The 23,491-nt window shown below is 64.9% G+C and carries 18 protein-coding genes; 11 read left to right on the top strand and 7 right to left on the bottom strand.

Annotated features, from left to right (window positions below):
• The first annotated feature begins 23 nt into the window (after positions 1–23).
• Positions 24–602: a heme ABC exporter ATP-binding protein CcmA gene (gene ccmA / locus NSO95_RS13180; RefSeq protein ID WP_257596756.1), complete on the top strand. Its 579-nt coding sequence runs from the start codon at positions 24–26 to the stop codon at positions 600–602.
• The gene (locus NSO95_RS13175) at positions 599–1,252 is read left to right on the top strand and encodes a heme exporter protein CcmB (protein WP_257596754.1); all 654 of its coding nucleotides are present in this window, start codon (positions 599–601) and stop codon (positions 1,250–1,252) included. The genes ccmA and NSO95_RS13175 overlap by 4 nt, the downstream gene beginning before the upstream one ends.
• A gap of 637 nt (positions 1,253–1,889) precedes the next feature.
• Here the strand turns inward: NSO95_RS13175 and map are convergent.
• On the bottom strand, positions 1,890–2,717 hold the full coding sequence (gene map, locus NSO95_RS13170; protein ID WP_257596753.1) for a type I methionyl aminopeptidase: 828 nt from the start codon (positions 2,715–2,717) through the stop codon (positions 1,890–1,892).
• Between the two features lie 71 nt (positions 2,718–2,788).
• On the opposite strand from map, the gene NSO95_RS13165 reads away from it, so the two are divergent.
• The 6 genes from NSO95_RS13165 (at position 2,789) to NSO95_RS13140 (ending at position 10,699) form a co-directional block, all read left to right on the top strand.
• The gene (locus NSO95_RS13165) at positions 2,789–4,177 is read left to right on the top strand and encodes a leucyl aminopeptidase family protein (RefSeq protein WP_257596752.1); all 1,389 of its coding nucleotides are present in this window, start codon (positions 2,789–2,791) and stop codon (positions 4,175–4,177) included.
• Between the two features lie 91 nt (positions 4,178–4,268).
• Positions 4,269–4,619 carry a hypothetical protein gene (locus NSO95_RS13160; RefSeq protein ID WP_257596751.1) on the top strand — a complete coding sequence of 117 codons (351 nt, stop codon included), beginning with the start codon at positions 4,269–4,271 and terminating at the stop codon, positions 4,617–4,619.
• Entirely contained in the window at positions 4,616–5,548 is a 933-nt protein-coding gene (gene argC, locus NSO95_RS13155) for an N-acetyl-gamma-glutamyl-phosphate reductase (RefSeq protein WP_257596748.1), read from the top strand. Before NSO95_RS13160 ends, argC begins: the two co-directional genes overlap by 4 nt.
• Positions 5,549–5,811: 263 nt before the next feature.
• Positions 5,812–6,150, top strand: a complete 339-nt coding sequence (locus tag NSO95_RS13150) for a P-II family nitrogen regulator (protein ID WP_257596746.1) — start codon at positions 5,812–5,814, stop codon at positions 6,148–6,150.
• A gap of 117 nt (positions 6,151–6,267) precedes the next feature.
• Positions 6,268–7,677, top strand: coding sequence for a type I glutamate--ammonia ligase (glnA, locus tag NSO95_RS13145; protein WP_257596745.1), 1,410 nt, complete (start codon positions 6,268–6,270; stop codon positions 7,675–7,677).
• A gap of 154 nt (positions 7,678–7,831) precedes the next feature.
• Positions 7,832–10,699 (top strand): CHAT domain-containing tetratricopeptide repeat protein, encoded by a 2,868-nt coding sequence (locus tag NSO95_RS13140; protein ID WP_257596744.1) that lies wholly within the window; start codon positions 7,832–7,834, stop codon positions 10,697–10,699.
• Positions 10,700–10,711: 12 nt separating this feature from the next.
• Here NSO95_RS13140 and NSO95_RS13135 read toward each other — a convergent pair whose 3' ends face one another.
• Together NSO95_RS13135 and NSO95_RS13130 are read right to left on the bottom strand one after the other, a co-directional pair.
• The gene (locus NSO95_RS13135; RefSeq protein ID WP_257596743.1) at positions 10,712–11,371 is read right to left on the bottom strand and encodes a hypothetical protein; all 660 of its coding nucleotides are present in this window, start codon (positions 11,369–11,371) and stop codon (positions 10,712–10,714) included.
• Complete coding sequence (locus tag NSO95_RS13130) at positions 11,368–11,562, bottom strand: helix-turn-helix transcriptional regulator (RefSeq protein ID WP_436278039.1); 195 nt, start codon at positions 11,560–11,562, stop codon at positions 11,368–11,370. The genes NSO95_RS13135 and NSO95_RS13130 overlap by 4 nt, the downstream gene beginning before the upstream one ends.
• Before the next feature lie 296 nt (positions 11,563–11,858).
• Here NSO95_RS13130 and NSO95_RS13125 point away from each other — a divergent pair, with 296 nt between their 5' ends.
• Positions 11,859–12,494, top strand: a complete 636-nt coding sequence (locus NSO95_RS13125) for a lysozyme (protein ID WP_257596739.1) — start codon at positions 11,859–11,861, stop codon at positions 12,492–12,494.
• Here the strand turns inward: NSO95_RS13125 and NSO95_RS13120 are convergent.
• From NSO95_RS13120 to NSO95_RS13105, 4 genes are all read right to left on the bottom strand, one after another.
• Complete coding sequence (locus tag NSO95_RS13120) at positions 12,488–16,690, bottom strand: translocation/assembly module TamB domain-containing protein (RefSeq protein ID WP_257596737.1); 4,203 nt, start codon at positions 16,688–16,690, stop codon at positions 12,488–12,490. The genes NSO95_RS13125 and NSO95_RS13120 overlap by 7 nt on opposite strands.
• A 3-nt stretch (positions 16,691–16,693) precedes the next feature.
• A complete protein-coding gene (locus NSO95_RS13115) occupies positions 16,694–18,799 on the bottom strand; it encodes an autotransporter assembly complex protein TamA (protein WP_257596735.1) in 2,106 nt (701 codons plus the stop codon).
• A gap of 52 nt (positions 18,800–18,851) precedes the next feature.
• Positions 18,852–19,679, bottom strand: coding sequence for an arginyltransferase (locus tag NSO95_RS13110; protein WP_257596734.1), 828 nt, complete (start codon positions 19,677–19,679; stop codon positions 18,852–18,854).
• Between the two features lie 157 nt (positions 19,680–19,836).
• Positions 19,837–21,066, bottom strand: coding sequence for a threonine ammonia-lyase (locus tag NSO95_RS13105; protein WP_257596733.1), 1,230 nt, complete (start codon positions 21,064–21,066; stop codon positions 19,837–19,839).
• Between the two features lie 136 nt (positions 21,067–21,202).
• Here NSO95_RS13105 and NSO95_RS13100 point away from each other — a divergent pair, with 136 nt between their 5' ends.
• Together NSO95_RS13100 and NSO95_RS13095 are read left to right on the top strand one after the other, a co-directional pair.
• Entirely contained in the window at positions 21,203–22,867 is a 1,665-nt protein-coding gene (locus tag NSO95_RS13100) for an amidohydrolase (RefSeq protein ID WP_257596732.1), read from the top strand.
• 300 nt (positions 22,868–23,167) lie between these two features.
• The gene (locus NSO95_RS13095) at positions 23,168–23,407 is read left to right on the top strand and encodes a hypothetical protein (RefSeq protein WP_257596731.1); all 240 of its coding nucleotides are present in this window, start codon (positions 23,168–23,170) and stop codon (positions 23,405–23,407) included.
• Positions 23,408–23,491 lie beyond the last annotated feature (84 nt).

Below are 23,491 nucleotides of genomic sequence, written 5' to 3'. Positions count from 1 at the left end.
CGTTTCGCCTAACGCTTCGCTCCATGCAAGAGTGCAGCCTAACCGCGCGTGAACTGGCCTGTCGGCGCGGGGACCGGCTGCTGTTCCGCGGGCTTGAGCTTGCGCTCGTTCCGGGCGACGCGATCCACATCGCCGGCCCCAACGGGATCGGCAAGTCGAGCCTGATGCGCATCCTCGCCGGATTGATGCAGCCCTATGCGGGCAGCGTCGAGCGGACCGGCAGCATCGGGCTGGTCGACGAACGCCCCGCGCTCGACGAACATGCCCCGCTCGGCAAGGCGCTCGGCTTCTGGCAGCGGATCGACGGTGCGGCGGACAACGAATTCGCCCGGCTTGGCCTCGCCGATCTGCTCGACGTTCCGGTGCGCTATCTTTCGACCGGGCAACGCAAGCGCGCGGCCTTCGCCCGCCTGCTCGGTCAGAGCGCGCCGATCTGGCTGCTCGACGAGCCATTGAACGGGCTGGACCGCGATGCGGTCGCGCTGGTCGAACGGATCGTGGCCGAGCATTACCACGGCGGCGGTATAGCGGTGATCGCCTCGCACCAGGCGATTGCAATCGAGGGCGGGAAGACGGTCGCGATCGAGGATTTCGCGAAGTGATCGTCCGCCTCCTCCTGCGCGATCTGTCGCAACTCCTACCCGGAGGCCGCCGCGGCGGGAGCATGCTGCCGCTACTGTTCTTCCTCGCGGTGGCGATGCTCTATCCCTTCGCGGTCGGCCCCGATGCACCGCTGCTGGCGCGGACCGGCGGCGGGGTGATCTGGGTCGCGGCCCTGCTCGCCAGCATCCTCCCGCTCGACCGGCTGGTCGCGCCCGATTTGGAGCAGGGCGTGTTCGACCAGCTCGCGCTGCGCGGGGTGGCCGAGGAAGTGGTGATCGCGGTGCGCGTGCTCGCCCACTGGCTGAGCTTCGCCCCGCTGCTGCTGCTGGCGAGCGTGCTGGCGGCTGCCTTGCTCAACCTGTCGGGCGAGACCCTGAAGCTGGTGCTGGCGGGATTGCTGGCCGGCACCCCCGGCCTCGCCGCCATCGGCGTGACCATCGCCGCGCTGACCGCCGGTTTGCGCACCGGCGCGGCGCTCTCCGGCTTGCTGCTGATCCCGCTCGCGGTGCCGGTGCTGATCTTCGGCGCAGGCGCGCTCGAACGGGCGGACTACGGCGCGATAGCGCTATGCGGCGCGATCAGCCTGGTGCTGGTGGCGATCGCACCGTTTGCAGGCGGCGCCGCGATCAGGGCCGCGCGGGAGGGTTAGTGGCCAAGAGGAGACCATTTGTTGACTGGCTTTAATCACTACGCAAATTGCATGTGTGGCTGGTGTATTGGCGGATATCGGGGACACCGAGTCGCTAAACCTGCTCCTGTTCAAAAACCGCCAAAAGTCACCTTTAGCAGCATCACAATTCCGAATGCACGATGCCCAGTGTGCGGCGATATAGTGTTCTTCTATCAGAACGGATTTGGAAGCAGGGTTTTCTTCGATGATCTGGGCCCACCGTGGCCCAAGCATCCGTGCACTGACAACTCAGATCATCTAAGTCCGCGAGGTCAAATTCAGATTATCCCCGCTGAAGAGCGAATGCGTTCAAGCCCAAAATGGAAAGAGGGAGATTGGATCGCGCTGAGGTTAGACAGGCTAATAATAGAAGAAGAATGGGTCTTGATGCGCTGTTACGAATTGGAAAGCGGAGACCTAGTGAGGGTGCTCCTTGCAAAGACAATTTCTCCATGCCAAGATTTCCCTATTTTCATGAGATCTTGGGACACCAGCGGCACGACAGCAATTGAGTACATAGACAATGAGCTTGAAACCCAAAAAACATCGGGATATCAATTCTCCCTATGGTTCATGAAAGCACCGCCGGAATCTTAAGCGAGTTTGTTGGCTCGACTTAATAATCCCCCGGCTTGTTCCACCCCTTCGGGCTGCCGGTGAAAATCTCGTTCCCCGTCTCGGTAATCCCGATCGAGTGTTCGAACTGCGCACTCAGGCTCTTGTCGCGCGTCACTGCGGTCCAGCCGTCGCTCAGCAGCTTCACCCATGGCTTGCCGAGGTTGATCATCGGTTCGATGGTGAAGAACATGCCGGGCTTGAGTTCCGGCCCCGTCCCCGCTTTCCCGGCGTGGACCACCTCGGGCGCGTCGTGGAACAGGCGCCCCAAGCCGTGGCCGCAGAATTCGCGCACCACGCCATAACGATACTGCATCGCATGCCGTTCGATCGCCGCACCGATATCGCCCAGCCGCGCGCCGGGCTGGGCTTTCTCGATCCCGATCATCAGGCATTCGTAGGTCACCTCGACCAGCCGCCGCGCCTTCAGAGGCACGTCGCCGACAAGGAACATGCGGCTGGTGTCGCCGTGCCAGCCGTCGAGCAGCGGAGTGACATCGATGTTCACGATGTCCCCGTCCTTCAGCACCTTTTCGCTCGGAATGCCGTGGCACACCACGTGGTTGATCGAGATGCAGCAGCTGTGGGCATAGCCGCGATAGCCCATGGTCGCGGGCACCGCGCCGCCCGCCAGCGTCAGTTCGCGCACCTTGTCGTCGAGCTCGGCGGTGGAGACACCGGGCTGCACCAGCGGGGTGATTTCATCGAGGATGCGCGCGGCGAGCTGGCCCGCCTTGCGCATACCCTCGAACCCCTCCGGCCCGTGGAGCTTGATGGTGCCGTCGCGGTGGATGGTGTCGCGGCTGTCGATCAACTGATATTCGGTCATGCCCGCCATGTAGCGAGCCACGCTCCGAATTGCGAGCTTGGAACGCGGGAGCTTTCCTCTATCTGTGTCGCATGACCGATTTCACCACCCTGATCCAGCCCGACCGAGGGCAGGACGCCACGCCAATCCATCTCGTCAATGCCGACGTTTTCGCCGACTGGGCCAAGACGCTTTCGGGCGGACAGCGCGCTGCGCTCAAGGCGCAGAAGTTCGATGGCGGCGGCTACCAGGTCGGGATCGTTCCCGATGGCGATACATGGTTCGCGGTCGGCGGGGTGGCCAATCCGGAGAAACTGTCGAGCTTGTGCCTCGCGCGGCTGGCCGAGGTGCTGCCCCAAGGCACCTACCGGCTCGCCAATGCCGAACCCGGCCCCGCGCTGCACGGCTGGCTGACCGCGCAATACCGCTTCGAACGCTACAAGAAGGATGAAAAGGCGCAGGGGCCGCGCGTGCTGGTGACCGGGCAGGTCAAGGCGATTGAACCGGCGGTGGCGGAGGCGAGCGCGGTCGCGCTGGTGGCAGACATGGTCAATACTCCGGCGGAAGACATGGGCCCGGCCGCGATCGAAGCCGAAGCGGAAACCATCGCCAAGCGCCACGGGGCGACCTTCACCGTCACCAAGGGGGACACGCTGGAGCAGGAGTACCCGATGGTCCATGCGGTCGGCCGCGCCGCTGCGCGCAGCCACGCACCGCGCATGATCCGGATGGAATGGGGCAATGAAAAGCACCCCAGGATCGCTATCGTCGGCAAAGGGGTGGCGTTCGATTCCGGCGGGCTCGATATCAAGACCGCAGCGGGCATGTTGCTGATGAAGAAGGATATGGGCGGCGCGGCGCATGCGCTGGCGCTGGCCGGCCTGGTGATGGGCGCGAAACTGCCAGTGCGGCTGCACGTGCTGGTCCCGGCGGTCGAGAACGCGATATCGGGCAACAGTTTCCGCCCCGGCGACGTGCTCAAATCGCGCAAGGGGCTGACGGTGGAGATCGGCAACACCGATGCCGAAGGGCGGCTGGTGCTCGGCGATGCGCTGACCCGCGCGAGCGAGGATGCACCCGAATTCATCGTCGATTTCGCTACGCTGACCGGCGCGGCGCGGGTCGCGCTTGGCCCGGAGTATCCCGCGTTGATGACCCGCCGCGACGAAACGGCGCAGGAACTGATCGCTGCGGGCAAGGCGCATGACGACGAGGCGTGGCGAATGCCGCTGCCCGAAGCCTATCGCGAATGGCTCAATTCCGACATCGCCGATATGAACAACACTCACACCACCGGCTTCGCCGGGGCGAGTGTCGCCGGCTTGTTCCTCGACCGCTTTGTCGCAGAAGGCATCGACTGGGCGCATTTCGACACCTTCGCCTGGCGGCCCGTCGCCAAGCCCGGACGGCCCAAGGGCGGCGCGGCCTATGGCCTGCGTGCGGCGTTCCATATGCTCAAGGCGCGCTACGGCAAAGCCTAGCGCATGGCGTGAACTTGCCCTTAGGCTTTCCAGCGGATAAGCGCGCGCATCCGCTTGTGCGGGCCGTGCAACAGGGGCAGACGTTTCCGCCGTGAGTGACGTGACGCAATACCAGGTTCCGACCGGGCAGCTCGGCCTGTCCGGTCCGGTTGCGCGCCCCGCTCCGGGCACGCTGCCGCTGCGCGGCGACATCGCGCATATTGCGCTGGCCGACCGCTATCTTGTGCCGCATTACGCGGTGCCGCAGGTCCGCTCTGTCGGCGAAGAGGCGGTGACCCTGCGCCTCAATCCTGGCGACGATGCCGATCCCGTAACCGAGCTTGCGGCAGGCAGCCGGTTCGAACTGCTCGATACCGCCGGTGCGTGGTGCTGGGGCGCGGTCGGCCCCGAAGGGCCGAGCGGCTGGCTGCCCGCCGCCGCGCTCGCTCCGCTCGGGCAGTGACGACCTCGGTCTTTATCGACGGGGCCGAAGGGACCACTGGCCTCGAAATTCGCGACCGACTGGCCGGGCGGAGCGAATTTTCCGTGCTCGCGCTCGAAGGCGATGCCCGCAAGGACATCACAGCGCGGCGGCAGGCGATCAACGACTGCGATATTGCGATCCTGTGCCTGCCCGACGACGCGGCGCGCGAATCCGTCGCCCTGATCGAGAACGATACGACCCGCGTGATCGACGCCTCCAGCGCCCACCGTGTTGCCGAAGGGTGGACCTACGGTTTCCCGGAGCTGGTCGGGCGCGAGGCAATCGCCGATGCCCGCTTCGTCAGCAATCCGGGGTGCTACCCGACCGGATTTCTCGCGCTCGTCGCGCCTTTGGTGCGCATGGGGCACTTGCCCGCCGACTGGCCCTACACCGTCAACGCGGTGTCCGGCTATTCGGGCGGAGGCAAGGCGCTGATCGCGCGGTTCGAGGCCGAGGGCGCGCCTGCCTTCCGCGCCTACGGCTATGATATGGCGCACAAGCACCGCGCGGAAATGAAGCTCCATGCCGGGCTGGTCCACGAGGTGATCTTCGCCCCTTCGGTCGTCCCCGCCTATCGCGGGATGGTGGTCGAGGTACCGCTCCACCTGGGGGCGATGGCAGGCGGGCCGACCGCCGATACCCTGCGCGCCGCATTACGCGAATTCTATACCGGATCGCCGATGGTCTCGGTCGCCGAAGGTCCCGCACCCGCAGAGCTGCTGCTCGAGCGCGACGCCCCGCCGAGCGACCGGATGGAGCTGTTTGTATTCGGCAACGAAGGCGGCTGGCACGCCCGGCTGGTCGCCCGGCTCGACAACCTCGGCAAGGGCGCGAGCGGTGCGGCGGTGCAGTCGCTCAACCTGATGTGCGGATTGCCGGAGGAAGCCGGTCTGTCGCTGACTGCCTAATTATTGGGCAAGCTTTGCCGCAAATCCGGGCAAGCGCAGCACCTCGTCACTTGCGTGCGGCCCTTTAAACGGCAACCCTGGCACAGCGAGTCGGAGAGATTCGCAGCAAGCGCTCGAAGCCGGGGAACGCGGCCAGTTTGGCACGCTTCTTGGATAAGCTTGGGTATCGAAAAGCCGCCGTGCCGACCCGCCCTGCGGAGTCGGCCCGAGGCGCAGGGGCAAGGCGGTGCGCCGCCAATTCCCGCCGGAAGAAGAGGGACCGCGTGAAAAAGATCGAAGCGATCATCAAGCCCTTCAAGCTCGACGAGGTGAAGGAAGCGCTGCACGAAGTCGGCGTTTCGGGTATCACCGTGACCGAAGCCAAGGGGTTCGGGCGGCAAAAGGGTCACACAGAGCTTTATCGCGGCGCCGAATATGTCGTCGATTTCCTGCCAAAGGTTAAGCTCGAGGTCGTCGTCCCGGACGCGATGGCCGAGCAGGTGGTCGAAGCGATCGCCGCCGCCGCGCAGACCGGGCGGATCGGCGACGGCAAGATTTTCGTCTCCCCGATCGAAAGCGCGCTGCGCATCCGCACCGGCGAGAAGGACAACGACGCGATCTGAATTCTCCCCCTCCCGCCCGCGGGAGGGGCCGGGGGCAGGCCGGAAACGGCCACCACCGGACTTGCCCACCCCTAGACCCTCCCGCATGCGGGAGGGGGACTGACAAAGGAAGACTCAATGGCCAAAGCAAAAGACCTGGTTAAGCAAATCGCGGATGAAGGCATCGAGTGGGTCGACCTTCGCTTCACCGACCCCAAGGGCAAATGGCAGCACCTGACCATGGTCGGCAGCGTGATGGGCGAAGACGAGTTCGAGGACGGGCTGATGTTCGACGGTTCCTCGATCGCCGGATGGAAGGCGATCAACGAGTCCGACATGATCCTCAAGCCCGATCTCGAGCGGGTTTATATGGACCCGTTCAGCGCGACCCCGATGATGATCGTGTTCTGCGACATCGTCGAGCCTTCGACCGGCGACTGGTACAGCCGCGACCCGCGCACCACCGCCAAGCGCGCCGAGAACTACATGAAGACGCTGGGCATCGGTGACACCGTCTATGTCGGCCCGGAAGCCGAATTCTTCATGTTCGACGATGTCCGCTTTGAAGACGGCTACGCCGGTTCGGGCTTCGCGATCGACGATATCGAACTGCCGACCAACACCGGCAAGGAATACGAGAGCGGCAATCTGGCGCACCGTCCGCGCGCCAAGGGCGGCTATTTCCCCGTCGCGCCGGTCGACAGCGCGGTCGACATCCGCGGCGAAATGGTCGCCACGATGCTCGAAATGGGCCTGCCGTGCGACAAGCACCACCACGAGGTCGCCGCCGCGCAGCACGAGCTGGGGCTGACCTTCGGCAAGCTGGTCGAAACCGCCGACCGCATGCAGATCTACAAATATGTCGTGCACCAGGTCGCGCATGCCTATGGCAAGACCGCCACTTTCATGCCCAAGCCGATCAAGGACGATAACGGCAGCGGCATGCACACCCACATGTCGATCTGGGACAATGGCAAGCCGACCTTCGCGGGCAATGGCTATGCCGGCCTGAGCGACAACTGCCTCTATTACATCGGCGGGGTGATCAAGCACGCCAAGTCGCTCAACGCCTTCACCAACCCGACGACCAACAGCTACAAGCGGCTGGTCCCGGGCTTCGAGGCACCGGTGCTGCTCGCCTATTCGGCGCGCAACCGCTCGGCTTCGTGCCGCATTCCCTACGGCGCGGGCGAGAAGGCGAAGCGCGTCGAGTTCCGCTTCCCCGATGCGATGGCCAACCCCTACCTCGCCTATGCCGCGCTGCTGATGGCCGGCCTCGACGGGATCCAGAACAAGATCCATCCGGGCGAAGCGATGGACAAGAACCTCTACGACCTGCCCCCGGCAGAGCTCGCCGATGTTCCGACCGTCTGCGGAAGTCTGCGCGAGGCGCTCGAGAGCCTCGAAGCGGACCACGAATACCTGCTCAAGGGTGATGTGTTCACCAAGGACCAGATCGATGCCTACGCCGAGCTGAAGTGGGAAGAGGTCTCGCGCTGGGAAACCACCCCGAGCCCGGTCGAGTTCGACATGTATTACAGCATGTAACGAGCGATTGCTGGTAGCACTCGAAGGCCCCGGCAGGAGCGATCCTGCCGGGGCTTTTCGTATTCGGTCCATGGACTTGTGCGGCAAGTTTCGCCTTGCGCTGGCGTGAAGCAGGGGACACAAACAAACGGACATTTGCGGGAGGGGACACTGCATGCGAGCCTATCGGAATCTCTTTGGAGCGGTCGCTGCGGCGGCTTTGGCGTTCCAGAGCCCTGCCTATGCCCAGAGCGGCGAAGCGATCGCCGCGCTGATCGAACAGGGCAAGGCGGGCGAGGCTGAAACGCTCGCGCGGCAGGCGCTCGCTGCCGCGGAAGCCGCCAGCGGCAGGCAATCCGCCGAGGCTGCCGAGGCCCAGCTCACTCTGGCCTATGCGCTTTTCGCGCAGGAGAAATGGGACGCATCGATCGCCGCGATGGAGCGCCGCGCGGCAATCTATGAAGCCATCGCCGGTGCGGATAGCGAGCAGGCGGTCTCTGCGGTGAGCGACCTGACCAGCGCTCTGATCGCCGTCGCCGACCGCGCCGAAGAAGCAGCCGATTGGACCCTTGCCGAGGCCTCGCTCGAGCGGATCGTAACGCTTTATGCAAAGTTCCGCGAGCCTTCCGATCGCGATGCCATCGGCTACCGGCGGCGGCTTGCCACTGCAATCAAGAATCAGGGTCGTCCGGTGGATGCCGAACCGATCCTGCGCCAGACGCTCGATCTCGCCGAGTCCACTTACGGTTCCGGCGACAAGCTGACTCTCGACCTGATCAACGACCTTGGCCGCACGCTCGAAGCGCAAGGGAAGCACGATCTCGCGGGCGAACTCTATGCCGAGGCTTTGGAAGCCGGCCGCAAGGCCTTCGGCCCCGACGATCCCGGTGTGCTGGTCTACGCCCAGAACATGGGCGCTTCGCTGATGTACCAGCAGCAGTTCGACGCGGCATTGCCGGTGATCAAGGACACGCTCGAACGGCGTACCCGCGTGCTCGGCCCGGACGCAGCGCATACGCTGTTCAGCATGTCCGACATGGCGACCGTATTGACCTTCAAGGGCGATGCCGGTGCTGCCAGGGCGATCTGGGAAGACCTGGTCCCGCGCAGCGAGCGGGTGTTCGGGCCCGAACATCCCTATACCGCGCAGATCCGCAACGGCTACGCGCTCTATCTGGATCGTGCGGGGAATGATCCGGCGAAGGCGCTACAGGAAGCGCAGCTCGCCGCAGATCTGGTCCGCGCGCGGCGCGAAGTCGTGGGGCTGGACCCGCGCGGCCAGCGTACGCTCGCCACCTTTACCGAGGAAGATGCGTTCTATTTCGAATTGTGGCTCCACACCCTGCACCAAGCGGGGCAGCAGGAAGGTCTGCCGCAGATCAACCGGATCGTGCTGTTCTACGAAGCGATCGGCGCGATTCAGGAGGCGATGGAAAGCCCTGCCAATATGGCGGTGATCCGACGCGCCGCCGAGCGTGCGGCAGAGGTCGAAGGGCCAGAGCTAGCCGCGCTCGCCAAAGAACGGCAGGAACTCAGCCAGCAATGGCAAAACCTTGCTGTGACCCGCTCGACGCTGATGAGACAGAACGCCGACAGCACACAACTGACTCAGGTCGAGGGCGAACAGGGCAGACTGGAAACGGCGATCAAGGCGATCGACGCGCAGTTCCTCGAGAAATTTCCGCAGTTCTTCAATCTCCTGAGACCGCGTCCGGTCGATGCGCCGGACCTCCAGCAAATGCTCAAGGGGCGCGATGAAGCCGTGCTGATCGTGCTGCCGACGGCGCTTGGCACACATATCATGGCCATTTCCGGCAGCGACATGGACTGGCACGTCTCAAACCTGCCCGCGAGAACGATCGACGAGGTCGTCCGGCGGCTGCGGTGGGATCTGGGTGCCTCGGTCGAAGCGACGCCGGAAGAAAAGGCTGAATGGATCGCCGAGGGACAGGGCCTGGGCCCCTACCCGTTCGACCGGCGGCTAGCCTGGGCACTTTACAACCAGATTGTTGCGCCGGTCGAATGGGTGCTGGAAGGCAAACGCCATGTCTTCGTCGTCGCTGGTGGCAGCCTCTCGGCCCTGCCCTTCAGCGTGCTGGTGACCGACGAACCGCAGGGGCTGGACGGCGATCCGGCCGCCCTGCGCGCCACCGGATGGCTGGCGGACAAATATGCGCTGGCGCAGCTTCCCTCGGTACAATCGCTCGCCTTGCTGCGGCAATTCGGCAGCGACAGCGATGATGCCGATGGCTTCATCGGCTTCGGCGACCCCACCCTCACAGGGGTGGCGCAGCCCCGTGGCGGAGGCCAGGATGTGCGCGGGGGAACGCGTGACGGCGGCGCAATCCGTGCGATCGGCTTCAGCCAGGCCTATGTCCCCTCAACCGACGCCGACGGATTGCCCAAGGTCAATATCGAGGCCCTGCGCGGGATGGCGCGGCTGCCCGGGACGGGAACCGAGCTGGAGGCCATGCGCAAAGTGCTGGGCGCACCCGCCAGTGCCATCATGACCGGTGACCGGGCGACCGAAGCCGCCGTGAAATCGGCGGACCTGTCGAAAGCCGCGATCGTGACCTTCGCGACCCACGGGCTGCTGGCCGGCGAAATCGACGGATCGAGCGAACCGGGCCTCGTCTTCACTCCCCCAAAAACCGGGAGCGCGTCGGACGACGGGCTGCTCACCATGACCGAGATCGCCATGCTGCGGATGAACGCGCGCTGGGTCATCCTGTCGGCCTGCAACACCGCTGCGGGTGACGGCAGCGCGGGAGCATCCGGCCTGTCGGGCCTCGCCAAGTCGTTCTTCCTAGCCGGGGCACAAAGCCTGCTCGCGTCGCACTGGCCGGTGCGCGACGCGGTGGCGGCGGAGCTGACTGTCGGGGCGATCTCGGCGCAGCGGGACAACCCTGCGCTCTCGCGCGCCGAAGCACTGCAAAAGGCGATGCGCGATATCCGCAACGACGCCAGCCACGACACCGACAAGGACACATGGGCGCATCCCAACGCCTGGGCCCCGTTCACGCTGGTGGGGGATGTCGAGTAGCAGGCCGCTCGCTCAGCGCGGCATCAGCATGCCGCGCTTGCCGACCACGATAAAGGCGGCGACCATTGTCAGCGACCAGAACATGGTCAGCCAGTCGAGCGGTGCGGGGCCGTTTGCGAATCCGAGATGCGCGGCCAGCGCCCAGCCGCCCCCGAAGAGGCCCACGAGGCCCAGCGCCATGGCTCCTGCCTCATGGCCAAGCGCGCGCATCAGTTCGTCCTGGTATCGATTGGAAACGAGCGAGAGGACCACACCGATGACCAACAAGCCGATGGTGGTAGCCAGCGCGGCAGCAGGGGCGAAAATCCCCCCCGGCCCGCCCAGCGCAGCAATCGCCAGCGCCGCACCAAACGCAAACATCGTTGCAGCGCTATAGCCCAGCATCGGGCGCTGCTCCTCAATCTCTTCCGCATCCTCGACATTGAGGAATGCAGCCCCGGCCTTGGGACGTGCCAACCCGACCCCGATCGCCAGGCCGACGATCACATAGAGCATGCCCACTACTGCCGCGACCGTTTCCGAAAAGCCCAACGCGCCGAGCGCGCCGTTCTCGGCAAGGTGCAGAAATCCGAAGGTGGCGGCAAATCCCACAACCGCACCCAGCGCCGACGATAGCAGCACTTTCTTCCACTTCCGGGGCTTTGTCGCAGCTTCGCTTGTCATCGTCGTCATCCTTCCGGCTCCCACTGGTCGATGAACAATTCGGGCACGCTGACCGAAAAGAGCTTCGCCATGCGCAGCGCAAGCGGCAGCGACGGATCGTATTTGTCCGTCTCCACCGCATTGATCGTCTGCCGCGAAACGCCCAGCCGGCGGGCGAGTTCGCCCTGGCTCCAGCCATGCCGTTCGCGGTAAATCTTCACATGGTTCTGCACCGAATCATCCAGTTACCTGTAAAGAGCTCTTTACTGTAAAGACCTCTTGTCAGTCAAGAGCTCTTTACAGCCTTCGTGAGCAGCCTTTCAGGGTTCTGCAAGAACCGCACTGGCCTGCCATTTTCTTGTGTGACGAACACGCAAGGCACTGGAGCCTCGCTGGGGGCCGGTCCGGTCATTCCGGTCAGCCTGACGAAGATAATCGCACTGGTCAGCCGAAACGATTTTCCTACACGCGAAAAATCTGCATGATGCCTTCGCCTCTCGACCCCGCAGGAGGCAGCATGACAATTCCTCAGAACCACCGATCGATTTTCGACAGCATTCGCGACCTTGTGGCGCGCGGGATGCAGGTGGCCCACTCCGTTCAAACCGCTGACATCGGGTCGGAGACGCCGGTTACGGATAAGGCGAAAGATGATCCGCCAACCAGCAGCAAGCACCGAGCCGTTGGCCCGCAAGGCATCGCTCTGATCAAGCGGTTCGAAGGCTGCGCGCGGCTGCGGACCGACGGCATGGTCGAAGCCTATCCCGACCCCGGGACCGGCGGCGATCCGTGGACCATCGGCTGGGGCTCGACCGGCCAAGACCAATACAGCGGCGGGAGGATCGGTCCGGGCACCGTCTGGTCGCAGGAGCAGTGCGACGCCAGACTCGGGCGTGACCTGGTCCGCTACGCGAACGACGTGGATCGCGCCCTCGGCGACGCGCCGACCTCGCAGCAGCAATTCGATGCGCTTGTCAGCTTCCACTACAACACCGGAGCTATCGGCCGGGCGACACTCACCCGCCTCCACAAGGCGGGCGAAGTTGCCGTAGCGGCGCGCGAGTTCGCGCGCTGGAACAGGGCAGGTGGGCGCGTGCTCAAGGGCCTCGTGCGCCGCCGCGCGGCGGAAGCGGCGCTCTATCTCGCTCAGTAATCCCGGCTGATCTCCGCCCGCACACTTTCACGCCCGATGGTCGAGACCGAGGCGAGCAGGGACAGCCAGCTGGTTACGCGGAACTCCACCTCGGTGGCGCTGTAGCCGCGCCCGTCGGTGACGATTTCGACGTAGAACCTGCGCCCGAAGTTCTTGCCCACGGCAACCCCGGTACCGCGCCCGAGCGCAGGATCGGCGGCGACGATGCGCAAGCGGTCGAGCCCGATCGCGCTGCGCAACTGGTTGATCGGGTCCAGCCCTGCACCCCCGCGCAGCGATGCAAGCGCGGTGCCGAGCTGGAGTGCGTCGGTCGCCGAGAGTTCGGTAATCGATCCGCCGAACAGCAGGCGGGAGAGGATTTCCTCCTCGGGCAGAGCGGGCGAGGAGGTGAAGGTGATCTCGGGCGATTGCGCATTGCCGCGCACCGCCACCGTCACATCGATCCCCTGCCGGTCGGTCTCGGCAAGGATGTCGAGCCGCGGATCGATCGGCCCGCTGGCGTCGAAAGCGATCCCGCCACGGGTCAGTTCGAAGCGTGTGCCGGCGAAGCTGTACCAGCCGCGCACGACCTGCGCCTCGCCGCCGATGCGCGGATCGTCGGTCGTGCCCCGCAGGGAGATATTGGCCGCCCATTCGCTGTCGAGACCCATTCCGTCGACATTGATGCCGCCGCTGGTTCGGGCATCGATGAGGTAGCGCCATGGCGAAGATCGGGCGCGTGGCGGACGAACGTCGGCGGGAAGATTGATTTCGCGCGTGCGGATCTGCGGCAGCCGCGTCGCACTGGATGCCGTTCCCAGCCGCCAGCTTGCCTCGTCGACCGAAAGCCTTCCTGCAATCGTGCCCCCGATACCGTTGCTGACGATCCGCAGCGGCCCGGTGACGGTGGCCTCGAGCCCGTTGGCATCGACCACCTTCGCGTTTCGCGCCGCTATGCGGATATCCATCTGCGGCCCTCGTTCGCCGAGGTTAGCGAGATCGATAGTTCCGCTGCCGGAGACCGTGCCGCCGCCAACGGTCTCGCCCGCGAACCGCGTGAGGCTGAGGCGGGAGCCGGAGAACCGCCCGCGCGCGCTGACATTGCGCACATCGGTCCCCGAAATCAGGCTCTGCACCCGCAAATTGTCGCTCGCCAGGGTTCCGTTGATGCGCGGGTTGGCGAGCGTTCCGGTCGCATTGGCCGACACCGCGAGCGGCCCGGTCAGGTCGAAGCCCTCGATCGCCGCGAGCCGCCACAGCGCATCGGCAGGGCCGTTGTAGCGCAGTTGCGCAAACAGCCGCCCGGTCCGGAGCCGCTGGGCCAGTCCGCCCGCCCGCGGCATGTCGCTGATGCGCGCTTGCACCCTTCCGCTGCGTGTGCCGCCCTCCTCGAACACCGCGCGCGCGGCGAGTTCGCTTTGCGACAGCTCGGCAACCAGCGCGAGATCGACCGGACGCGACGTCAGGACAAGGCCTGACCGGGTCAGGCCGTCGACGGTTACCCGCGCGCTGCCGGTCGGCAAACCACCCGCCGCCGCACTGTAGTCGACCGTGCCCGAAACCGTTCCGCCCAGACCGATATCCGCCACCGCCAGATCGACCAGCGACAGCGGCATGTCGAGCATCTGGAGCGTCAGCGTGGTCGAGCCGCCGCCGAACGCGCCGGAGAATATCGTGCCGCCCTCGCCATAGGTCAGATAGCTGCGCTCGATCACATACCCGCCGTCGTCCTGCACCCGGATCACCGCGCGCCGGGGCAAGCGGATCGCCTGGTCGCCGAAATTGCCTTGCCCGGCGATGGCAATGCTGGCCGGTGTGACATCGGCCTGGAGCTGCATGGCAAAGCGGCTGCCCCGGCGACCGGTGACCGAGGCCGTGACATCGCCCGTTCCGCCGCGCAGGTCTGCCTTTGCCGCCAGCCTGCCAAGGAACAGCTGGCCAAAGTTGACGCCTTCGGCATAGATGCTGCCTTCGATCAGCGTATCGCGCGAGAGCGCGCGCCTGCCCGGGATGAACCCCCGGCCCTCGATATTCGCGCGCGCGATCTGCACCGGTATCGATCCGCCGAAGCTGGCGTTGTTGGCGTTGAAGTCGATGGCGAAGCCTTGCCCGCCGTCGCGCGCCGCTAGGCCGATCCGCCCGTCGAGACCGCCGCCACTCACCACCAGCCGCCCGTTCGCGCCGTCGCCCACCAGGGTCAGCGTGCCGCTCACCCTGCTCTTCCACACATCGAGGCGCTCGATGGCAATCCGGCTCGGCCCGCCTTCTGGTGCGATGAATTCGAGCACGCCGTCGAACGGTCCGAGCAGCGACTGCCCGCGGGTATCGATCGCGAAGCCCTCGGCGCTCGGGGCAATCGCCACACGAACGTCTTCCAGACCCGCTGCGGGCAAGGGTGAGGCGAACACCAGCACCGCGCGCGGCCCGTCCCCGCCCAGCTCGGCTTCGACGGTGAACGCGCCATAGTCTGCCTGTTGACCCCGCCCGACGATCGCCGGCTGCCCGTTCGCGACCGAACCGCCGAGCGTCATGCGCAGCTTGTCGGATACTAGCGATGTATCGGAGAAGCGGATCGGTGCGTCGCCCGCGAGCGCGACATTGCCCTTGATGGCAATCACCGGGCCGGCAAGATTGACGATGGTGCCGTTGGTTACCTCGGTGATCCGCGCGTCGACCCCGACATCGAGCCGCCACGGCAGCCGGTCGCGCAGAGCAAGCCGGATCCGGCCTGTGCCGCTAAGCGATCCGATGTTCCGCAATTCGAGGCCGCGGACGCTTACCGGTCCGGCAAGCGCGTAGTCCCCGGCCGCTGTGTCGCCCTGGAGCGAGAGCGTAGCAGTCGCATCGGGGAAGGCGATCCGGAGATCGTCGGAGAGCAACTCGCGCCCGGTGAAGAGCATTATGCCCCCGATCCGGCCGTTGGCGAGTTTCGGGTCCGCCCATGCATTTCCTGTCGTGACCCTACCTACGCTGCCATAAAGCGGGAGCAACCAGCGCGACCCGTCGTATGTCGCCACTCCCTCTTGCGAGATATCGCGCAGCTCGGTCGAGCCGGAAACCAGCCGAGCAATCACCAGGTCATGATTGACTGCAAGATCGCGAAACGCACCATCGACCGTGCCCGAAAGACGGGTGCCCTCCAGCCGCAGGCTCTCCCCGAACAACTCGGGATCGAGCAATTGGGCAGCGAATTGCACTTCGTCGACCTCGTTGTTTGCAAGATCGATCGCGCCTTCGGTTCGCAGGTCCAGTGCGGCACTCTTCAGCTTCAACTGCCCGTCGAGCACATTATCGGCAAGCGTTCCAACTGCGCCGAACGACAGCACCGGACCCAGCGCATCGCCTGCCAGGCCATCGATAGCACCGCCCGGCCGCAATTGGCCGAGCAGGCCATAGCGACCGGCGCGGTTCTTGATCGTGAATCCGAGAAACCGCTGGCCGTCGCGGCGGGCCACGAAGGCACCATCCCACTTGCTCCAGGTTCCATCCCCCACCAGCCGGGCCGTGTAGCCGGCGTCCGCGCCGATCAGCCCCGCCAGCACGCCCCCCTTGGGCGCGCGATAGTCGAGATCGGCGTCGAACCGATCGCCGTCGGGTTCGGCTGCGAGCGCGAGCCTGAAGCTGTCCCTGCCTCCGAACCGTCCTTCCCCGCGCAGCGTGACCAGCCCCTGGCGGATGTTCGCATCTGCCGTGAGGTCGAGCGGATGGGCTCGGTCGTCCACTATACCTTCGGCAATGGTGATTTTCCTAAGTTCGAACCGGTCGATGCGGATATCGAAATCGGGCAGGGTCGGCGCGTCCGGATCGCCGGGCACGAGTTCGGGCAGGCGCGACAGGCGTCCGCGTTCCGCCACCAGCTTGCGCACATCGAGCCCCGACCACAGCCAGCTGAGCGGTCGCCAGTCGACTTCGGCACGGGGGATGGTGAGAAACTCGCCCTTCGGGTCGGACAGCACCACATCGTGCAGCACGGCACTTCGGAACACGTCGCCTTCGATCCGCCCGACCTCGATGCGCAGGCCCGAAGCAGGGGCAGCTGCCGCAATCTGGTCGGCGATGAAGCGCTTGCCGATCGGCGTATTCAGGAACACCAGCCCGGCGGCAATCAGCAGGACGATGCTCAGCAATACCCCGCCGGTCCAGCGCAGCCAGCCGCCACGCTTCCTTCGCGCCGCCGGCAATTCGCCTTTCGCAGGGGTCAGCTCGTCATCGGCCATCGGTCAGAATGCCTGGCCAAGCGAGACATAGACTGCCACCGGACTGTCGAACAAAGGATTGCGATTGAGCGGGACGCCGACATCGACCCGGATCGGGCCGAAACCGGTCTCATAGCGCACGCCGACCCCGGCACCGTAGCTAATGAAACGAAAGTCGGGGGTCGATCCGAGCGAGACCGAACCCGCGTCGAGGAATGGCACGACCGACAGCGCGCCATCGAAAAAACCAGTCCCGATGCGCGCTTCAATCGAGGCTTCGACCAGCGAGCCGCCACCGGTCGGCTCACCCAGGTCGTTGCGCGGGCCGACCGCCTGGTAGCCATAGCCGCGGATCGACCCGCCGCCGCCGGCATAGAGCCTGCGCGAGGGCGCGATGCGATCGATCGGCGCGCCCTGGATGGTCGCCGCCCGCAGTCTGCCTGCCAGCACGATATCGTCCCCTACCAACTGGTAGGAGCTCGCGTCGGCTTGCAGACGGACGTAGTAGTCGCTGCTGCCTGCGCTGCGCGAAACCTCGGGCGCGACAAACCCCGTCAGGCGGAAGCCGCGCTGCGGATCGAGCAGCGAATCGGTGGTGTCGATCATCGCCCGGCCGAAGACCGAACCGACGAAATAGGTCTGCCGCGGCCGGGGAATCCCGCCGATCACCCGGTTCCGCTCGTCGGTCGCGAGTATCTCGGCACCCAAGGCCCAGCTGAATGGCTTCTGGAACAGCAGGTTCGACAGCCGTTCGTAACTGCCGCGCAAGGCCACGGTTCGCGCATCATAGGCTTCAGTGTCGACCGCCGAAGCATAGGCATCGATGGTCAGCACCTTATCGCGGCCGCCGAAATTGTTGCGTTTGAAGCTGACGCCGCCCAACTGCTCGCGCGTACCCAAGATGCCGCGCACCTTGAGCGCGCCTTCGGGCGGGAACAGGTTGCGATGTTCCCAGCTCGCCTCGACCCGGAAGCCTTCCTCGCTGCCGTAGCCGATCGCCCCCGCGACAGTGCGCAGCTTGGCCTGGGTCATCGCGACATCGAGCACCACTTCGCCCGGCGTGCCCGATGTCGGCGGGGCGACTTCACGCGGGGTGACCGTCACCGACGACACGAGCCCGGTGGCAGTGACGGCCCGGCGCAGGTCGAGCTCGAGACTGCGCTGGTAGATGTCGCCTGTCTCGAAGCGGCCGATCGTTTCGAGGTGCTCGCCCGAAAGAAAATCGGGCAGGTTGGAGTTGACCCCGGCGATCACATATTTGCCCTTGGGCCGGACTGCCATGGTCAGGTCGCCGCGCGTCTCGCGATGGTCGATCAGCAATTCGGGGGCGTCGATCTCGGCAAAGGGATAGCCAGTTTCGCCCAACGCCTGATCAAGCGCGAACTGCTGTTCCACGATCCGGTCGCTCGACAGCGGATCGCCGGTTTCGATGGCAAAGGTCTCCCGCAAGGCCGGTCCGTCGGGAGCGGTCGACAATTCACCGAGGTCGATCTGCCCAAATCGGTAGCGGACGCCCGGAACCACGTCGAACCGGACAACCGGGCCGCCATCGGCATCCGGCTCTCCCGTCTCCATGCCGCCGACCGAACGTATGACCTGCGAATCGTAATAGCCATAGACCCGCAGCAGTTCGATCAGCAGTTCCTCGTCCGCTCGCGCGCGGGCGGCAAGCTGGGCTGCATTGGAATCGCCGTTCTCCAGCGCCTCGATCGTCGAAAGTCCGTCGAAGCGGTCGACGAAAGCATCCCGTTCGGGAAAGAACTCCGTGTCCTGCGGCAACGCAAGGACCAGCTGGCTGTTCACCTCGATCAATTCGGAATCGGGCAGCATTGGCAGCAAGGGCACCGCCTCGAGTGCCATCTGCGCATCGGGATCGGCGGCCGGAGGCTCGAAGGGTGGCAGCTCGACTTCGTCCGGCCAGTCGAGATCCATGTCCGCCAGTTCGTCCATCGGCGCATCGGGGTCGAGTTCGGTCAGGTCGGCTGCGGGATCGGCTACTTCATCGGCAGCAGGTGGCGAGCCATCGAACTGCGCCGCCCAGGCTTCGGGATCTTCGACCGCGCTGTCGGGAATTAGGTCCTCGAGCGTCGGGTCGGCCGACTGCGCTTGCGCGGCAAGCGGAGCGGCCAATGCCGCGAAACAGGCGGACAGCAGGAGCTTGCGCAGAGGGCCGCGCTCCGAACTACTGAACGAAGCTGTGGCTCTTGCCGCTGCTGGATTCGGCGTGCTCGGCATTTCCGCCAGCGAAGACCTTGCGAACGAGCGCCGCCTGCTCGTCGCCGGGCATGCGCTCCCACCCTGCCCGGGTGAGCCGTTCGATCGGGCGATAGCGGATCTTGTACTGCATCCGGTCGGACCCTTCGACCCAATATCCGAGATACACGTATGGCAGGCCCTGCTCAGCCGCGCGCCGAATGTGATCGAGAATGATGTAATTCCCAAGTCCTGACCTTACTTCATGCTCCGGGTCGTAGAAGCTATAGATCATCGACAACCCGTCACCCTGCCGATCGGTCAGGCACGCACCCACCAGGCGCCCCTGTTGCGACCCGTCGGAAGGCTCACGATATTCGGTCACATAACTCGTGACCGGCGTGTGCTCCACCATGTCGGCATAGTCCATCTCTTCCATCGAAGCCATACCCCCGTCGGGGTGGCGCGAGCCGAGATAACGCTGCAACAGCTCAAACTGTTCCTCAGTCGCCCAGGGGCGGCATTCGGTGGTGACGAGATCGCTGTTGCGGCGCAGGTTGCGACGCTGGGTGGTGCTCGCCCCGAATTCCCCGGTAACGACGCGGACCGAAACGCAAGCCTGGCAATCGGCACAGCTGGGACGATAGGCAACCGTCTGGCTGCGGCGGAATCCGATTCTGCCGAGCGCCTCGTTGAGCTGGTCGGCATGGGGCCCCTTGAGCTCGGTGAATACTTTCCGCTCGGTCCGGCCCGGCAGGTACGGGCACGGCGCAGGTGTGGTTACGAAGAACCGGGGAAAGCGGACGGGTGCCGACACGAGCGTTGCCTGGTCCTCTGCTGACAAGAATCGTCGGACGACGGGAGGCAGCGTTATGCCCGCGGATCGCCTGCGGTAAAAGTCCCTTAACCATCAATCATGGTTTACAGGCGATTACTTTGCACAGTGCCCCGGCGAACCGAGGGCTCCCGGCGGATCAGTTGAGTTCGACCATGCTGACCGAATATCCCGCCCCGCGCAGTGACGCGATCAGCGCATCGAGTTGCTCGCGATCGCGTGCTTCGCATTCGATATCGGTGATCAGCCCCTTCGCGGGAAGACTCGTGAAAATGCGCTGGTGATAGATCTCGATGATGTTGACGTTGTGCTCATGGAACAGCTTCATCACCTTGTAGAGTGCACCGGGCCGGTCCTGCAGGGTGACCCTCAGCCGGGCGAGCCGACCCGAGCGGGCAAGATCGCGCAAAAGCACATTGGCCAGCAGGCGGGTGTCGATATTGCCGCCGCACAGCACCAGCCCGACCTTCTTGCCCTCGAACCGCTCCGGGTAAGTGAGCAGCGCGGCGAGCCCTGCGGCGCCGGCCCCTTCGACCACCGTCTTCTCGATCTGAAGCAGCAGACTGACGGCTTCCTCGAGGCTGGGTTCGTCGACCAGCACGATATCGTCGACCACCTGCTCGATGATCTGCTGGGTGAACTTGCCCGGTTCCTTGACCGCGATGCCTTCGGCCAGCGTGTCGCCGCCGCAGGGCAGGTTCTCGCCCTTGTAAGCATTCCACGACGATGGATAGAGCCGCGCTTCGACACCGATCACCTCGACCGGCGGATGCTGCGCCTTCGCAACCGTTCCCATGCCGGAGATAAGACCTCCGCCGCCGATCGGCACGACGATGCAATCCAGTCCGGGCGCGTCTGCGAAGAGTTCGAGAGCAACGGTACCCTGCCCCGCAGCGACATCGGGATCGTCGAACGGATGGACGAAGGTCAGCCCGAGTTCTTTCTCCAGCAGCCGAGCATGCGCGGAAGCCTCGTCGAAAGTCTCGCCCTCGAGCACGACCTTGCCGCCGACAGCCTCGGTCTGCATCACTTTCACGGTCGGTGTCGTGCGCGGCATCACGATGGTGACGGGCACGCGGAGGCGCCGCCCATGATAGCTCAAACCCTGCGAGTGGTTGCCGGCCGAAGCCGCGATGACCCCCCGGCTGCGCTGCTCGTCAGTCAGCAGCAGCAAGGCGTTCAGCGCCCCCCGCTCCTTGTAGGCGGCGGTGAATTGCTGGTTCTCGAACTTGAGCCAGATGTCCGCGCCGGTGATTTCCGACAGGGTGATGCTGTGCAGCGTGGGTGTGTGGACGACCGATCCGGCAATGCGCGCTGCCGCAGCGCGCACATCATCGAGGGTCAGGCTGGCGGAAACTTGCTCGGTCATGGCCGCGCGCCCTAAGGGAAAAGGCCGGTTGGGGGAACCGAATCTTGCCTTGCCCGAGGTCAAGCATTTGCATCCTGTCCAAACTGCCTTACTCCGCCGGTTCGAAATCCCGATTGTTGCCTATAGGATCGCCCCCATGACACGCCTGCTTGCGGCCGTGACCGCTTCCGTCATCGCTCTCGCCGCCGCCCCAGCCGTGGCCGATACGCTGGTCGACAACATCGAAGGCATCCGGATCGACGAAGACGGCAAGATCGACCGCTTCACCGGCATCTGGATCGACGACGACGGGCGCATCCGCCAGATTCTCGATCGGGGCGACAAGCGACCTGCCGGTGCCGAATACAGGGTCGACGGCAAAGGGCAGTTCGTCATTCCGGGGATGATCGATTCACATCTCCATGTGATGGGCCTCGGGCTATCTGCCCTGACCCTCGATCTCAGCGAGACCGCTTCGCTGGAAGAGGCGCAAGCAAAGATTGCGCAATATGCAGCGGACAATCCCGGACGCCCGTGGATCCTCGGACGGGGCTGGAACCAGGAGAAATGGGGGCTTGGCCGCTTCCCTACGGCCGCCGAGCTCGACGCCGTCGTCAGCGACCGCCCGGTATGGCTCGAACGCGTCGACGGGCACGCTGGCTGGGCCAACAGCCGCGCGATGCAGCAGGCGAAGATTACCGCAGAGACGCTATCCCCGGCGGGAGGGCGGATCGAGCGGCTCGCCGGATCCAGGCAACCCTCGGGAATCTTCGTCGATGCAGCCAGTTCGCTGATTCAGGCGGTCGTGCCCGAGCCGACTCCGACCGACCGCGATATCGCGCTGCTGAAGGCGCAGCAGATTCTGCTCGGCATGGGTATAACGGCAGCCGCCGACATGGGGACCACGATAGAGGACTGGCAGGCCTACCGGCGGGCAGGAGACAACGGCTCGTTGCAGATGCGGATCATTTCCTACGCAGCCGGCACCGAAGCGATGGAACTGATCGGCGGCCCCGGTCCGTCGCCCTGGCTTTACGACGACCGCCTGCGCCTCAACGGAGTGAAGCTCTATCTCGACGGTGCGCTGGGATCGCGCGGGGCATGGCTCAAGCGCGACTATGCCGACGATCCGGGCAATACCGGCCTGCCGCTGCAGACCGCAACGAGATTGCGCAATCTAATGAGCCGTGCCTCGCTGGACAATTTCCAGATCGCTGTGCACGCCATCGGTGACGCAGCCAATGCGGAAATCCTGCAAGCCGTCGGCGAGCTCAGCGAGAGTTACACAGGGGACCGACGCTGGCGAATCGAACACGCACAAGTCGTCGATCCGGCCGACATCGCGAAGTTCGGGGAGCATGGCATTATCGCCTCGATGCAGCCCGTTCACCAGACTTCGGACCGGCTGATGGCCGAACAGCGGCTCGACGAGGCGCGGCTGAAAGGCGCATATGCTTGGCAATCGATCAGGCAGACGGGTTCGCGGCTGGCGTTCGGGTCGGATGCGCCGGTCGAATCGGCAAATCCCTTCCACGGCCTTGCGGCGGCCTTTTCGCGCACCGGCCCGGACGGTCAGCCGTTCGGCGGGTGGAGGCCCGAAGAACACGTACCGCGCGAGGAAGCGCTTGCCGCTTTCAGTGCCAACGGGGCCTATGCAGCATTCGCCGAGGGACGATTCGGGCGCCTGGTGCCCGGAGAAAGGGCGGATTTCCTGATCGTCGACAGGGATATCATGCTCGCGCCGCCCGGCGATTTGCGCGACACCCAAGTGCGGCAGACGTGGGTCGGGGGCCAGTTGGCTTTTTCAAACGAGAGCCGTTAAGCCAGCAACGACTCATCGCGCCAATCGTTCATCCTGCCGAAAAAATGCTGCGTTTGCGAACCGTTAATCGAATTGTAACCTTCGCCTCGCAATGGAGCAACTAAGTGGGAACCATACTGGAATCAGTGGGTTTGGAAGGCGGACGGTTTTCCGTTCGGACATAGATTAACTGCGATAAGTGTTACAATTCGGTAACATATCGGACATTCCGTTACCATCTAGGGGCTTGCCACCAGCAGCCCGTTGCCGTATCGGAATTGAGTGTTTTGAACTAATAAGAGCTCTGAGGAGACCAAATCGATGAAGTTCCGTAACCTACTCGCCGCGACCGCGGCAGTCTCGCTGGCGGCATCGCCGGCTCTCGCACAAAGCGGGAATGCCGACCGTGCCTCGGCGCCGGCCGCCAAGGAAAACCGGCTCGGCGGTAGCGGAGACGGCAGCGGCGCAGGGATCATCCTTGCGCTTCTCGCAGCCGCAGCCATCATCGCCGGCATCGTCATTGCCGCTGGCAACGAAGACGACACTCCCACCAGCCCGTAACGGCTGACGGAAACCGAGTTACGAACGGGGCCTTCGGGCCCCGTTTTTGTTTGTGCGGCGATTTTTGTGCCGGGCCGCGGGCCT

It is taken from the genome of Parerythrobacter lacustris (assembly GCF_024626475.1).
GTDB lineage: Bacteria > Pseudomonadota > Alphaproteobacteria > Sphingomonadales > Sphingomonadaceae > Parerythrobacter_A > Parerythrobacter_A lacustris.
Note: the sequence above shows the minus strand (reverse complement) of the source record. Positions and strands in the feature narration are given on the sequence as shown.

Bases quoted from the DNA above. Each gene is read 5' to 3' on its own strand.
- glnA (WP_257596745.1), top strand. From the start codon at position 6,268: ATGGCCAAAGCAAAAGACCTGGTTAAGCAAATCGCGGATGAAGGCATC.
- NSO95_RS13165 (WP_257596752.1), top strand. From the start codon at position 2,789: ATGACCGATTTCACCACCCTGATCCAGCCCGACCGAGGGCAGGACGCC.
- ccmA (WP_257596756.1), top strand. From the start codon at position 24: ATGCAAGAGTGCAGCCTAACCGCGCGTGAACTGGCCTGTCGGCGCGGG.
- NSO95_RS13100 (WP_257596732.1), top strand. From the start codon at position 21,203: ATGACACGCCTGCTTGCGGCCGTGACCGCTTCCGTCATCGCTCTCGCC.
- NSO95_RS13135 (WP_257596743.1), bottom strand. From the start codon at position 11,371: ATGACGACGATGACAAGCGAAGCTGCGACAAAGCCCCGGAAGTGGAAG.
- NSO95_RS13125 (WP_257596739.1), top strand. From the start codon at position 11,859: ATGACAATTCCTCAGAACCACCGATCGATTTTCGACAGCATTCGCGAC.
- NSO95_RS13140 (WP_257596744.1), top strand. From the start codon at position 7,832: ATGCGAGCCTATCGGAATCTCTTTGGAGCGGTCGCTGCGGCGGCTTTG.
- NSO95_RS13105 (WP_257596733.1), bottom strand. From the start codon at position 21,066: ATGACCGAGCAAGTTTCCGCCAGCCTGACCCTCGATGATGTGCGCGCT.
- NSO95_RS13095 (WP_257596731.1), top strand. From the start codon at position 23,168: ATGAAGTTCCGTAACCTACTCGCCGCGACCGCGGCAGTCTCGCTGGCG.
- NSO95_RS13120 (WP_257596737.1), bottom strand. From the start codon at position 16,690: ATGGCCGATGACGAGCTGACCCCTGCGAAAGGCGAATTGCCGGCGGCG.
- map (WP_257596753.1), bottom strand. From the start codon at position 2,717: ATGACCGAATATCAGTTGATCGACAGCCGCGACACCATCCACCGCGAC.